The organism is Streptosporangium brasiliense, from assembly GCF_030811595.1.
Lineage (GTDB): Bacteria > Actinomycetota > Actinomycetes > Streptosporangiales > Streptosporangiaceae > Streptosporangium > Streptosporangium brasiliense.
This window is the reverse complement of the sequence record NZ_JAUSRB010000002.1, coordinates 358,158-371,329: the sequence shown is the minus strand read 5'-3', so window position 1 is coordinate 371,329 and position 13,172 is coordinate 358,158. Positions and strand designations below refer to the sequence as shown.

At 73.0% G+C, this 13,172-nt stretch carries 10 protein-coding genes; 8 read left to right on the top strand and 2 right to left on the bottom strand.

Annotated elements, in window-relative coordinates; all coding sequences use genetic code 11:
- Positions 1-32: 32 nt before the first annotated feature.
- The 8 genes from J2S55_RS10120 to J2S55_RS10085 all read left to right on the top strand — a co-directional run bounded on the left by J2S55_RS10120 (position 33) and on the right by J2S55_RS10085 (position 10,418).
- A complete protein-coding gene (locus J2S55_RS10120; protein WP_306859096.1) occupies positions 33-872 on the top strand; it encodes a class I SAM-dependent methyltransferase in 840 nt (279 codons plus the stop codon).
- Positions 869-1,795, top strand: coding sequence for a lysylphosphatidylglycerol synthase transmembrane domain-containing protein (locus J2S55_RS10115; protein WP_306859095.1), 927 nt, complete (start codon positions 869-871; stop codon positions 1,793-1,795). The genes J2S55_RS10120 and J2S55_RS10115 overlap by 4 nt, the downstream gene beginning before the upstream one ends.
- A 91-nt stretch (positions 1,796-1,886) precedes the next feature.
- Positions 1,887-3,008 (top strand): glycosyltransferase family 4 protein, encoded by a 1,122-nt coding sequence (locus tag J2S55_RS10110; protein WP_306859093.1) that lies wholly within the window; start codon positions 1,887-1,889, stop codon positions 3,006-3,008.
- 17 nt (positions 3,009-3,025) lie between these two features.
- A complete protein-coding gene (manB, locus tag J2S55_RS10105) occupies positions 3,026-4,120 on the top strand; it encodes a mannose-1-phosphate guanylyltransferase (RefSeq protein WP_306859091.1) in 1,095 nt (364 codons plus the stop codon).
- 48 nt (positions 4,121-4,168) lie between these two features.
- Positions 4,169-5,065: a DNA-3-methyladenine glycosylase family protein gene (locus tag J2S55_RS10100; protein ID WP_306859088.1), complete on the top strand. Its 897-nt coding sequence runs from the start codon at positions 4,169-4,171 to the stop codon at positions 5,063-5,065.
- A gap of 379 nt (positions 5,066-5,444) precedes the next feature.
- Positions 5,445-8,039, top strand: a complete 2,595-nt coding sequence (locus J2S55_RS10095; RefSeq protein ID WP_306859086.1) for a bifunctional FO biosynthesis protein CofGH — start codon at positions 5,445-5,447, stop codon at positions 8,037-8,039.
- A gap of 77 nt (positions 8,040-8,116) precedes the next feature.
- Positions 8,117-9,871, top strand: coding sequence for a substrate-binding and VWA domain-containing protein (locus J2S55_RS10090; protein WP_306859084.1), 1,755 nt, complete (start codon positions 8,117-8,119; stop codon positions 9,869-9,871).
- A 298-nt stretch (positions 9,872-10,169) separates the two neighbouring features.
- Positions 10,170-10,418, top strand: a complete 249-nt coding sequence (locus J2S55_RS10085) for a hypothetical protein (protein WP_306859082.1) — start codon at positions 10,170-10,172, stop codon at positions 10,416-10,418.
- Positions 10,419-10,748: 330 nt separating this feature from the next.
- Here the strand turns inward: J2S55_RS10085 and J2S55_RS10080 are convergent, their stop codons facing one another.
- Together J2S55_RS10080 and cofD are read right to left on the bottom strand one after the other, a co-directional pair.
- Complete coding sequence (locus tag J2S55_RS10080) at positions 10,749-12,068, bottom strand: coenzyme F420-0:L-glutamate ligase (protein WP_306859080.1); 1,320 nt, start codon at positions 12,066-12,068, stop codon at positions 10,749-10,751.
- Positions 12,065-13,045, bottom strand: a complete 981-nt coding sequence (gene cofD / locus J2S55_RS10075; RefSeq protein WP_306859078.1) for a 2-phospho-L-lactate transferase — start codon at positions 13,043-13,045, stop codon at positions 12,065-12,067. The genes J2S55_RS10080 and cofD overlap by 4 nt, the downstream gene beginning before the upstream one ends.
- Between the last annotated feature and the right edge of the window lie 127 nt (positions 13,046-13,172).

The window sequence follows — 13,172 nt, the reverse complement described above, 5'->3', positions numbered from 1 at the left end:
CGCGTGATGGAGCGAGGAGCGGTGGGCGGGCGATGAGCGGGAAACGGCAGGCGCAGCTGGCGTACTCCGAGTTCCAGGCGGCGATGCTGGACGAGGAGAAGCGCCGCCGCAAGGCGGCGAAGATCGTGGCGGTGCTCGGCCACTTCCTCGGCCGTGACAAGGACGTCCTGCACGGCCTGACGGTCGCCGACATCGGCTGCTCGGCGGGGTTCATCGCCGACGAGCTCGCCGGCGCGGGCGCGAGCCGCACCTTCGGCGTCGACATCGACGTGCCCGGCCTGCGCAAGGCGGCCGAGCGCTTCGGCGAGCGGGTCGAGTTCGTCTGCGCCGACGGCACCGCGCTGCCCTTCCCCGACGGCTCCATCGACGTGCTGGTCTTCAACCACATCTACGAGCACGTGGTGGACCCCGACGCGATCATGGCCGAGATGCGCCGGGTGCTCGCCGACGACGGCGTGCTCTACCTGGGGCTGGGCAACCGGCTCGGGGTGATGGAGCCGCACTACAAGCTGCCGTTCCTGTCCTACCTGCCGCCCGCGCTGGCCGACCGCTACGTCCGGCTGTCGGGCCGGGCCGACAGCTACTACGAGCGCTACCGCACCCGCCGCGGCCTGCGGAAGATGGTGCGCGGCCTGCGGGTGTGGGACTACACCTTCCCGGTGCTGGCCACCCCGGCGGCCTTCGCCGGCGCCGAGCTGTTCCCCGGCGTGGTCGGCCGCGTGGCCGGGGGCGTGCTGGCCCGGCTGCCCCGCTCCGTCCTGCGGGGGCTGCTGCCGGTCGTGCCGACCTACCTGTGGGTGGCCACCAAGAGCACCCGCCGCCCGGCTGGGGCGTCCCTGCCCCAGCCGCCCGACCCGGTCCGCCCCCTGTGAAACGCCTGGTCCGCGCCGCCTTCCTGCTCGTGGCGCTGGGGTTCGGCGCGTGGGTGGTGGCGAGGCAGTGGGAGGAGATCCTGGCCGGGTTCGCCCGGCTGTCCTGGCAGGCGCTCGCGCTGTCGCTGGTCGCCGTGGTCGCGGCGCTGTGCGGCGGGATGATGACCTGGCGGGCGCTGCTGGCCGACCTCGGCTCGCCGCTGCCGTTCCGCCCGGCGGCGAAGGTCTTCTTCGTCGGCCAGCTGGGGAAATACATCCCCGGTTCCATCTGGCCGATGCTCGCCCAGATGGAGATGGGCCGCGAGCTGGGGGTGCCCAGGTCGCGGAGCGCTGCGGCCTTCTTCCTGACGATGCCGGTGCAGCTCGGCAGCGGGCTGGTGATCTCGGGGGTGACGCTGCCGGCCGCCCTGCCGGGGGCGGCCGCGCCGTACGCCTGGGCGTTCCTGCTGATCCCGGTGCTCGCGGTGGTGTTCGAGCCGCGGGTGATCAACGCGGTCCTCGGGTTCGGGCTGCGGAAGCTGAAGCGCGAGCCGTTGGAGCGCCCGCTCTCCCGCCGGGGCATGCTCACCGCGCTGGGCTGGGCGATGCTCGGCTGGACCGCCTACGGCCTGCACCTGGCGGCGGTCGTCCACGACTTCGGGCCCTCGGGTGTCTCGGTGGCGGTGTTCTCCATCGGGGCGTTCGCGCTGTCCTGGTGCCTGGGGATCATGACGTTCGTGGTCCCCGCCGGAGCCGGGGTGCGGGAGGTGGCCATGGTCGCCGTGCTGGCGCCCGTCCTGAACCAGGGATCGGCGATCGCCGTGGCGCTCTGCTCCAGGATCGTCATCATCGCCGGCGATCTCGTCTGCGCCGGCGCCGCGGGTCTGTCGGCGCGCCGCGCCGCCGATCCCCGGCGGGATCCCGACCCGGGAAAAGCCGTGTGATTTACCCCACGATTTCGGAGGCGGTGGCAATAGAGTGAACGGGAGAAGAGGGACGACCGTCCCGCGTGGATCTTGAGGGGAGCGATCCTTCTTGACGCCCCGAGTGCTCGTCGACGCGGCCGCCGTTCCGGCCGATCGCGGTGCGTTGATCAGATATGTCGACGGCCTCGTCGCCGCGCTGGACAGGGCCGGCGCCGACCTGGCGGTCGTCTGCCAGCGGGCCGAGGCCGGCCGTTACGCCGCGCTCGCGCCCTCCGCCCGGATCCTGTCCGGTCCCCTCGGCATCACCAACCGGGCGGCCCGGCTCGCCTGGGAGCAGACCGGGCTCCCGGTCCTGGCCCAGCAGGCCGGCGCCCAGGTGATCCACGCCCCCTATTACTCGATGCCGCTGCGCTCGGGCCTGCCGACCGTGGTGACCGTGCACGACGTCACCTGGTTCACCGAGCCCGCGCCGCACGGCGCGGTCAAGGCGTCCTTCTTCCGCTCGGCGACCCGCACGGCCGTCCGGCACGCCTCCCGGGTGGTCGTGCCCTCCAAGGCGACCAGGGACGAGCTGATCCGGGTGCTCGCCGCCGACCCCACCCGGATCGACGTCGCCTACCACGGCGTGGACCCGGCGCTGTTCCACCGGCCCTCCGAGCGGGAGGTCAGGCACGCCGCCGACCGGCTCGGCCTGCACGGCACCCCCTACGTCGCCTTCCTCGGCCCGCTGGACCCGCGCAAGAACGTCCCCAACCTGATCCGCGGCTTCGTCCGGGCCGTCGAGGACCTCCCCGACCCGCCCGCCCTGGTGCTGGCCGGGGGCCTGCGCGACGCCGAGGTGGACGCCGCGGTCGAGGAGGTCCCCTCCCGGGTGAGGGTGCTGCGCCCGGGCTATCTGGCCTTCACCGACCTGTCGGGGTTCCTCGGCGGCGCGCTCGTGGCGGCCTTCCCCTCGCGCGGCGAGGGTTTCGGGCTCCCGGTGCTGGAGGCGATGGCCTGCGGCGCGCCGGTGCTCACCACGCACCGCACCTCGCTGCCCGAGGTGGGCGGGGACGCGGTCGCCTACACCGAGCCCGACGACGTCAGCATCGCCGAGGCGCTGCGCGCGCTGCTGGCCTCGCCGGAGCGCCGCGAGGCCCTGTCCGCCGCGGGGCTCGCCCGCTCCAGGGAGTTCACCTGGGAGGCCTCGGCCGAGGCCCATCTGCTCTCGTATCAACGTGCTGTCGAATAGTGAGCTAACCTCGCGGGATGACGGAGACCCCTTTGCCGGAGCTCGAGGCGATTCTCCTTGTCGGAGGACAGGGGACGCGTCTGCGTCCGCTGACGCTCGGCACCCCCAAGCCGCTGCTGCCCACCGCTGGGGTTCCCTTCCTCGCACACCAGCTCGCCCGGGCCCGCGCGTTCGGCGTGCGGCGCATCGTGTTCGCGACCTCCTACCGGGCGGAGATGTTCTCCGAGGCGTTCGGTGACGGCTCGGCGTTCGGGCTCTCGCTCGAATACATGACCGAGGAGACCCCGCTCGGCACCGGCGGCGCCATCCGCAACGCCGCCGAGGCGCTGACCTGCGGCCCCGACGCGCCGGTGCTGGTGCTCAACGGCGACATCCTGTCCGGCCACGACATCGGCGACCAGGTCGCCCGGCACGTCGAGCGGCAGGCCGCCCTCACCCTGCACCTGACCGAGGTCGACGATCCCACGCGCTTCGGCTGCGTGCCGACCGACGCGGAGGGGCGGGTGACCGCCTTCCTGGAGAAGACCCCCAACCCGGTCACCAACCGGATCAACGCCGGCTGCTACGTCTTCACCCGCTCGGTGATCGACTCGATCCCGGCCGGGCAGGTCGTCTCGGTCGAGCGCGAGACCTTCCCCGGCCTGATCGACTCCGGTGCCCTGGTGCTGGGATACGCCGACGCCTCCTACTGGCTCGACGTGGGCACGCCCGCGGCCTTCATCAAGGGCTCCCGCGACCTGGTGCTCGGCCGCCTCGCCTCGCCCGCCCTGCCCGGCCCCACCGGCGAGTTCCTCGCGCTGCCCGGGGCCCGGATCTCGGCCGAGGCCAAGATCGACGGTGGTTCGGTGGCCGGCGCCCGCGCGGTCGTGGAGTCCGGCGCGCAGGTCTCCGGCAGCGTGCTCGGCGACGGCTGCGTGATCCACTCGGGGGCGACCGTGGTCGACTCGGTGGTCGGCATCGGCGCCCGCGTCGCCTCCGGGGCGGTCCTGCGCGACGTCGTCATCGGCGACGGCGCGATCGTGGGGCCCGGCAACGAGCTCATGGCGGGCAGCCGCATCTGGCCCGGTGTCGTGCTCCCCGAGTGCGCCGTCCGCTTCTCCAGCGACGTCTGAGCCCGATCGCGGGGTGCACGGCGCGATGACAGGGCTGCGCGGGATGTCGTGAGGGAGCGGCGGTGGCGTTCGGAGGGGCCGCTCGACCTTGAGCTGACCCTTGCCCCGCACCGGCGCGGGACGGGTGATCCCGCCTGGCGGAAGACGCCCGACGGGGCGATCTGGCGGACCTCGCGGACACCGGACGGTCCCGGGACGTTACGGGTGCTCGCCCGGCACGGGCAGGTCGACGGCGCGGCCTGGGGCCCGGGGGCCGGCTGGCTGCTGGAGAGGCTGCCCGCGATGCTCGGCGCCGACGACGACCTCTCGGGGTTCGTCCCCGGGCACGCCGTGGTCCGCGACGCGGCCAGGCGCCACGAAGGGCTCCGGATCGGCCGGACCTTCCGGGTGCTGGAGGCTCTCGTGCCCGCCGTGCTCGAACAGAAGGTCGTCTCCACCGAGGCGTGGCGGGCGTGGCGGTGGCTGCTGGGCCGCTACGGCGAGCCCGCGCCGGGGCCCGCCCCGGAGGGGATGCGGGTCTTCCCCGAGCCCGAGGTGTGGCGGTCGATCCCGTCGTGGGACTGGCACCGGGCGGGGGCGGAGGCCGTACGGGCGCGGACCATCGTCAACGCCGTGTGGCACGCGGACAAGCTGGAGGCGGCCGAGGGCAGTGCCGAGGCGGACCGGCTGCTGCGGGCGCTGCCCGGGGTGGGGGTGTGGACCTCCGCAGAGGTGCGGCAGCGATCGCACGGTGACGCGGACGCGGTCTCGGTGGGCGACTATCACCTGCCCTCGCTGGTCGGCTGGTCGCTGACCGGCGGGAAGGTCGACGACGCGGAGATGCTGCGGCTGCTCGCGCCCTACCGGGGGCACCGGCACCGGGTCGGCCGGCTGCTGGTGCTGGGCGGTGAGCGGCCACCCGCTCGGGGACCGCGGATGCCGGTGCGCGACTACCGCTCCTTCTGAACCGGGTCCTTCTGAACCGGGCCGGTGCCGGTGCGTGACCACCGCTCCCGAACCGGGCCGGTGCCGGTGCGCGACCACCGCTCCCGAACCGGGCCGGTCACGAGGGGCGGGTCGCGGTCCGCCAGTCGCGGCTGTCGCGAGTGTCGGCTCCGACCAGCGGGGCGAGGACGGCGATCGCGGCGAGGACGAGGAGAAACCAGATCATTTTCGGCTCCTTGAGGGCTGTGGGGGATGTCCTGGTTGGATGCCTCCAATATATGTAGCTACAAGCATTTACGTCTATCGAGAGTTGCTTGACTGCACGCTTTAGGAGAACTGAAGAGACGGCGTAGTGGTACCCGGCCTCCGGTTTCCCGGCGGTGCGCCGTAATGTGCGGGCATGAGCGTGAACCCCACCGATACCGCGATGCGCAGGGCCCTGGCCCGCGCCCGCGACGGAAAAGCTCTCGACCTCACCGAAGCGACCGTCCTGCTGCACGCCAGAGACGCCCACCTCGACACCCTGCTCGAACACGCCGGACGGGTAAGGGACGCGGGGCTGGAGGCCGTCGGGCGGCAAGGGATCATCACATACAGCCGCAAGGTCTTCATCCCGCTCACCCGGCTCTGCCGTGACCGGTGCGGCTACTGCACCTTCGCCACCGCTCCGCACAAGCTGGAGAGCATGTATCTCAGCCCCGACGAGGTGCTGGAGATCGCCCGGCAGGGGGCGGCGATGGGGTGCAAGGAGGCGCTGTTCACCCTGGGCGACCGGCCGGAGGAGCGCTGGCCCCAGGCCCGTGAGTGGCTGCACGCGCACGGCTACGACGACACGCTGTCCTACGTCCGCGCGATGGCCATCCGGGTGCTGGAGGAGACCGGGCTGCTGCCGCACCTGAACCCCGGGGTCATGACCTGGCAGGACCTGCAGCGTCTCAAGCCGGTCGCGCCGTCGATGGGCATGATGCTGGAGACGACCTCGCGGCGGCTGTTCGAGGAGAAGGGGCAGCCGCACTACGGCTCGCCGGACAAGGACCCCGCGGTACGGCTGCGCGTCCTGGAGGACGCGGGACGGACGAACGTGCCCTTCACCAGCGGCATCCTCATCGGCATCGGTGAGACGGTGGAGGAGCGGGCCGAGTCGCTGTTCGCGCTGCGCAGGGTGGCACGCGAGTACGGCGGGCTCCAGGAGATCATCGTCCAGAACTTCCGCGCCAAGCCGGACACCGCGATGCGCGGCATGCCGGACGCCGACCTGCAGGAGCTGGCCGCGACCATCGCGGTGACCCGGCTGGTGCTGGGGCCCCGCATGAGGGTCCAGGCCCCGCCGAACCTGGTCGACTCCGAGTACGCCCTGATGATCAGGGCCGGCATCGACGACTGGGGCGGGATCTCCCCGCTGACGCCCGACCACGTCAACCCCGAGCGCCCCTGGCCCCAGATCGACGACCTGGCCGCCCGCACGGCCGCCACCGGGTTCGCCCTGCGGGAGCGGCTGACGATCTACCCCGAGTACGTGCTGGCCGGCGAGCCCTGGCTCGATCCCCGGCTCCAGGTCCACGTGGCCGCCCTGGCCGATCCGGAGACGGGCCTGGCCCGTGAGGACGCCGTCGTCACCGGCCGTCCCTGGCAGGAGCCGGACGGCGGATTCGTCTCCCTGGGCCGGACCGACCTGCACACGGCCGTCGACACCGAGGGCCGCACCGGCGACCGCCGCGACGACTTCGACCATGTCTACGGTGACTGGGAGGCCCTCAGGGAGCGGCTCCCCGCGCCCGCCGCGCCCGCGGTGCGGCTCGGAGAGGTCCGCCAGGCGCTGCGGCAGGCCGCCACCGACCCGGCCCGCCTGACCGACGCGCAGGCGCTGGCCCTCCTCGACGTCGCCGGCGACCCCGGCGGCGCGGGCGCCGACGACGCGGCGCTGGAGGAGCTGTGCCGGATCGCCGACGACCTCCGCAGGGAGGTGGTCGGCGACGAGGTGACCTACGTGGTGAACCGCAACATCAACTTCACCAACGTCTGCTACACCGGCTGCCGCTTCTGCGCCTTCGCGCAGCGCCGTACCGACGCCGACGCCTACACCCTGAGCCTGGAGCAGGTCGCCGACCGGGCCTGGGAGGGGTGGCAGGCGGGGGCGACCGAGGTGTGCATGCAGGGCGGCATCCATCCGGACATGCCCGGCAGCGCCTACTTCGACATCGCCAGGGCGGTCAAGGCCCGGGTGCCGGAGATGCACGTCCACGCCTTCTCTCCGATGGAGGTCATCAACGGCGCCAGCCGTACCGACCTGTCCATCGAGGAGTGGCTGATCGCGGCCAGGGAGGCGGGCGTCGACTCGCTCCCCGGCACCGCGGCCGAGATCCTCGACGACGACGTGCGCTGGGTGCTCACCAAGGGCAAGCTGCCCACCAAGGAGTGGGTGGAGGTCATCTCCACCGCGCACCGGGTCGGCATCCCGACGACCTCCACGATGATGTACGGCCACGTGGACACCCACGCCCACTGGGTCCAGCACATCCGGCTGATCCGCCGCATCCAGGAGGAGACCGGCGGGTTCTCCGAGTTCGTGCTGCTGCCGTTCGTCCACCACAGCGCGCCCATCTACCTGGCCGGGATCGCCCGGCCCGGGCCGACGGCGCGGGAGAACCGGGCCGTGCACGCGCTGGCCCGCGTCCTGCTGCACGGCGCGATCGGCAACATCCAGTGCTCCTGGGTCAAGCTCCAGGACGACCTGTGCCGCCAGGTGCTGCAGGGCGGGGTCAACGACCTCGGCGGCACGCTGATGGAGGAGACGATCAGCCGGATGGCGGGGTCGGAGAACGGCTCCTTCAAGACGATCAGCGACATCGCGGCCATGGTTGCCCCGACCGGCCGGCCGCTCCGGCAGCGGACCACCTCCTACGGCGTGCCGGGGGAGGAGCGGCTGGCCGCGGCGGCGGCGAGCGACGGAGTTTGTCAAAGTGTGCGTAACTTCGTCCCGCTGGGGCGTCGATAACAAGTTCTCTATTGACTTGCGCGACCTGCGGGGTTCATTGGGACAATCGTCATTTCCCTGAAGCGAGAGGTCCCCGCGTGCCCTCCTCCGGTCGACACCGTGCGGCCGCCGGCGCCGAGACGCGCCGGCGGCAGGCAGGTCTGCGCCTGTCACTGGCGGCGGTCGCGATCCTGACCGCCCTGGCCGGGAGCGTGGTGCTGGTGCTCGGACCGGCGGAGGGCGGGTGCTCGGGCCGGGACCCGGTGCTGGTCGACGTCGCCGCCGCGGTGGACATCGCGCCGACCGTCATGGAGGCCGCCGGGCGGTTCAACCGGAGCGGGGCGGACGTCGACGGCCGGTGCGTACTGGTACAAGTTACAGAACAGCCGCCCGCCACCGTGCTGCGCACCCTGATCGGGGGCACCGCCGGGGTGCTCAGCGAGCGCCCCGACGGCTGGATCGCCGACTCCTCGGCCTGGATCCGGCTCGCGCGCAAGCAGGGCGCCGGGAGCATGGCGGGCACCGAGACCGTGATGGCGACCTCGCCCCTGGTCTTCGCCACCCGCAGGTCCCTCGCCCAGCGCTTCGCGGTTGGCAAGACCGACATGAACTGGCGGATGGTCTTCCCGGCCACCACCCGGGGCCGGATCCGGCCCAACGCCGACGAGCCCGACGTGGTCCGCGTCCCGGACCCCTCGCTCGCCGGGGCCGGGATCGCCACGGTGGCCGCGGCCAGAGACGTCGTCGGCACCGGCGCGGACGCCGACCGCTCGCTCACCGCCTTCGTCCGCTGGGCCCAGGCGGGGGCGGCGCCCGACTACCGGAGCATGCTCGCCGCGGTCGACGACCGCTCCTTCTGGCAGCGTCCGGTGGTGATCGTCCCCGAGCAGTCGGTGTGGGCGCACAACCGCCTGCCCTCCGACGACCCGGTGGTCGCGCTGCACCCCCGCGAGGGGACCATCAACCTGGACTATCCCTACGTGGTCACCTCCGCGGACCGGACGGTGGCGGGCGGATCGCGGGCCTTCGCCGCCTGGCTGCGCTCCCCGGAGACCCAGGACGCCGTACGGCGGGCGGGCTTCCGCTCGGCCGACGGCACCCAGGGGCCCTACTCGCCCGGACCGGAGATCCCCACCGAGGCGCCTCGCACCCGCCCGACCATCCTGCCCGCGATGATCGACGAGGCGCTGGAGGCGTGGAGCAGGCTGGCTCCGCCGACCAACATCCTGGTCCTGGCCGACACCGGCAGGCACATGGCCCAGCCGATCAAGGGGGAGAAGGGCAGGACCAAGCTCACCGTCGCGCTTGAAGCGGCCCGGCTGGGCCTGCAGCTCTTCCCCAACTCGACGCACATGGGCATGTGGGAGTTCGCCGCGGCCAAGGGCGGCGACCACCGCGAGCGAGTACGGCTCGGCCCGATCCTGGAACCCGACGGAGGCCAGGTCATCCGGCGCAGCCGCCTGGAGGAGCTGACCCGGACCCTGCGCGCCGACCCCGGGCTGTCCAGCTCCCTCTACGACTCGATCCTCGCGGGGTTCCGCGAGGTGGCCGACTCCTACGACGAGGGGATGAACAACACCCTGCTGGTCATCACCGCGGGCAAGGACGACGGCAAGGGCGTGTCGAGCGGCGCGCTGGTCGACAGGCTCAAGGACGAGTGGGACCCGGAGCGTCCGGTCCAGATCGTCGTGCTCGCCTTCGGCGACGACCTCGACCGCGCCGCCCTCGGCCAGGTGACGGCCGTCACCAACGGCTCCCTGCACGTCGCCCAGGCGCCCGGCGAGATCATCGACGTCTTCCTGTCCGCGCTGGCCCGCCGCCTGTGCCACCCCACCTGCCCCGCCTCCCCGTGACCGCGCCCGGCCGCGTGCCGGGCCCGTGACGGCCCGGCCGGGAGGTGTCCTCGCCTGCCCGGTGGCCCCGCCGGGCGGGCCGAAGGAGATAGTTCCTAGCGTTTCTGTAGTCATTGGCATACTCTTAGTGACGAAGCCCTGCTCCCCTTAGGTAGGAGTGCGCCGATGGAAAGCTCGGACGGCCGGATCCTGATGCTCATCGTCATCGCGACGATCGTGTTCGCCATCGCCCGTCTCTCATAGCAGCCCACCCGCCTTCAGTCACGAATCCTGCTTCCCCCTAGGTAGGAGTGCGCCGATGGAAAGCTCGGACGGCCGGATCCTGATCATCATCGTGATCGCGACGATCGTGTTCTTCGTCGGGCGGCGCTTCCAGCGGACGCTGGACACGTGGGCGGGGTGGGGCAAGGCGATCCAGGCGGCGGCCGAGGCGGCGGAGAAGATCCCCGGCGCGAAGTCGGCGGCCTGGGCGGCGGTCCGCGGCATGGTCGTGGTCGGTCTGGGGGCGCTGATCCTGTTCGCGGTGGTCGCCAACGCGATCCGGTGAGGACGGGCCCTCGGCGGCGCCCGGCGGGCCCGCGTCCGGGGCGGAGCCCCGGAGCGCGCGGGCCTGGAGACCCGGGCGCGGGCCCGGGGTTCGGAGCAGGTGGGCCTGGAGACCCGGGTGTGCGGAGCCCGGGGCCCGGCCCGTGCCGGGCCCGCGCGGCGCCGGGCCGCGCTCGACGGTCAGTGGTCCAGGGAGCCGGAGGCCAGTGCCCTGTTCCTCATCGGAGGCGCGGATCCCCGCCGGCCCGGGGTGCCGGGAGCGGGGAAGGCCGCCCCCGGCGGTCCCGGGTGCTCGACCGCCTGTCCGCGACTCCCGTCGAGGAGCGTCGCCCTAGCGGACGACGACGAAGTCGGTCGCCTGCCTGGGGGCACGGTCACGCGGCGGGGCTGCCGGGTGGCCGATCGCCACGGTGCCCATCGGGTCCCAGCCCGGGGGCAGGTCGAGCACCTCGCGGACCACGTCGCGGCAGAACATGGTGGACGACACCCAGGCCGAGCCCAGCCCCTCCATCGCGAGCTGGACCAGGAAGTTCTGGACCCCGGCGCCCATGGCGACCACGAACATCTCCCGCTCGGCCGCGTTGCGCCGGCCGTCGCGGTAGGTGTGCGAGCCGTCCATGACCAGGCAGGGCACCGCGAGATACGGCGCCGCGCGCAGCACGTCTCCGCGCCGGATCCGTCTGGCGACCGCCTCCTCGGAGAAGCCGTCGCCGCGCAGGTCGGCGATCCACGCCTCACGCATGGCGTCGAGCAGTTTCTCCCGGACGCCGGCCGACTCCAGCAGGACGAACCGCCACGGGGTCGTGTGGTGCGGGGCGGGTGCGGCGATCGCGGCGTCCACCGCCCGGCGGACCTTGGCCCCGTCGACCGGCTCGCCGGAGAACTCGCGGACGGTCCTGCGGGCGAAGACCACGTCGCGCGAGCCGTAGCGGAACATGTCGTCCTCGGACTGGCGGACGAGCTCGCGGACCCCCGGGCCGTCCTCCTCGGTGGTGTATTCCGCCATGCCCCGGATCACCGCCACCGGGGTCTGCGCGAGCTTGCCCTTGACCAGGTCGCCGGCCGCGGCGAGCTCGTCGGCGACGGCGGTCAGGGTGACCTCCAGCGCGTTGCCGTGGTCGTCGGACAGGCCCCGGTAGTCGAGCGCGGGGGTCACGCCGGCCACGCCGATGGCGAGGTCGGTCTGGCCGTTGCGCCAGGGGCGGCCGAAGGTGTCGGAGACGACCACGCCGACCGACACGCCGAGCCGCCGGCGGACGCTCGCCCGGACGGCCGCGGCGGAGGCGTCCGGGTCGACGGGCAGCAGCACGACGGTTCCGGGCTCGGTGTTGGAGGCGTCGACCCCGGCGGCGGCCATGACGAACCCGTGCGTGGTCTGCGCGATCACCGTCTCGCCCCGGCGGGCGACGACCCGGGTGGTCTCCGCGGCGATCGCCTCGCTCCGGCCGGTCTCCCGGCGGACCCGGCCCTCGGCCTTGCTGGAGATCTTCGAGGTGACCACGAGGATGTCGCCGTCGCGCAGGTCGGGGACGGCGGCGGCGATCAGCTCGCCGATGTCGTCGCCCTCCCGCACCTCGGGCATCCCGGGGGCCGGGAAGATCTCCAGTCTGGCTTCGGCCCGTCCGTCCTGCCTGCGCCGGACCCTGCTCATCGCGCGCCCCCGCTCTGCGGCGCCGCGGACCCGCCGGGGCGGGCGGCGAGCTCGGTGGCCAGGTCGAGGGCCGCCCGGGCGATGGCGGCGGCGGACTCGACGTCGTGCATGATCAGGGGACGGGCCTCGATGCGGACGCCGTCGAGGCGGACCCCGGCGTCCTCCTCGGCGACCAGCCAGCCGTCGACCAGCGGCGAGCCGTACAGCTCCAGGACCGCCTGGGCGGTGGTGTCCACGCCGATCGCGGTGAGGCAGGCGTCGGCCATGCCGCGGACCGGGGCGCCGCCGACGATGGGGGAGACGCCGACGACCGTCTTGGTCTCCAGAGCCTCGCGGATGCCCTTGATCTGCAGGATCGTGCCGATGCTGACGACCGGGTTGGACGGCGGCAGGATCACCACGTCGGCGTCGGCGATGGCCTGGAGCACGCCGGGGGCGGGCCGGGCCTGGTCGGCGCCGACCAGGATGATCTGCTCGGCCGGGACGGAGGCGCGCATCCGCACCCACCACTCCTGGAAGTGGACGGCCCGGCGGCCCTGCCCGTCGGAGATGACCACGTGGGTCTCGGTCCGGTCGTCGCTCATCGGGATCAGCCGTACGCCCGGCTCCCAGCGGGCGCACAGCGCCTCGGTGACCGCCGACAGCGGGTATCCGGCCTTGAGCATCTGGGTGCGCACGATGTGGGTGGCGAAGTCGCGGTCACCCAGGCCGAACCACTGCGGTTCGACGCCGTAGGCGGCAAGCTCCTCCTTGACGACGTGGGTCTCCTTCTGCCGGCCCCACCCCTGCTCCTCGTCGATACCGCCGCCCAGGGTGTACATCACGGTGTCGAGGTCGGGACAGACCTGTAGGCCGTAAAGGGTGATGTCGTCACCGGTGTTGCCGATGACGGTGATCTCCGAGTCGGGGGTCGCGGCGAGCAGGCCGCGCAGGAAACGGGCGCCGCCGATTCCGCCGGCGAGGGACACAATGCGCATGCCGTCCAGTCTTCCATTGAGCCCTGTACGTCGGTCCGAAGGGCCTGCCGCCGGGGCGGCGGCCACCTTGTCTTGATCGTTACGAGGGCTGTCTTCGCTGGCAGAGTTGGCTGTGGGGGTTCCCGAA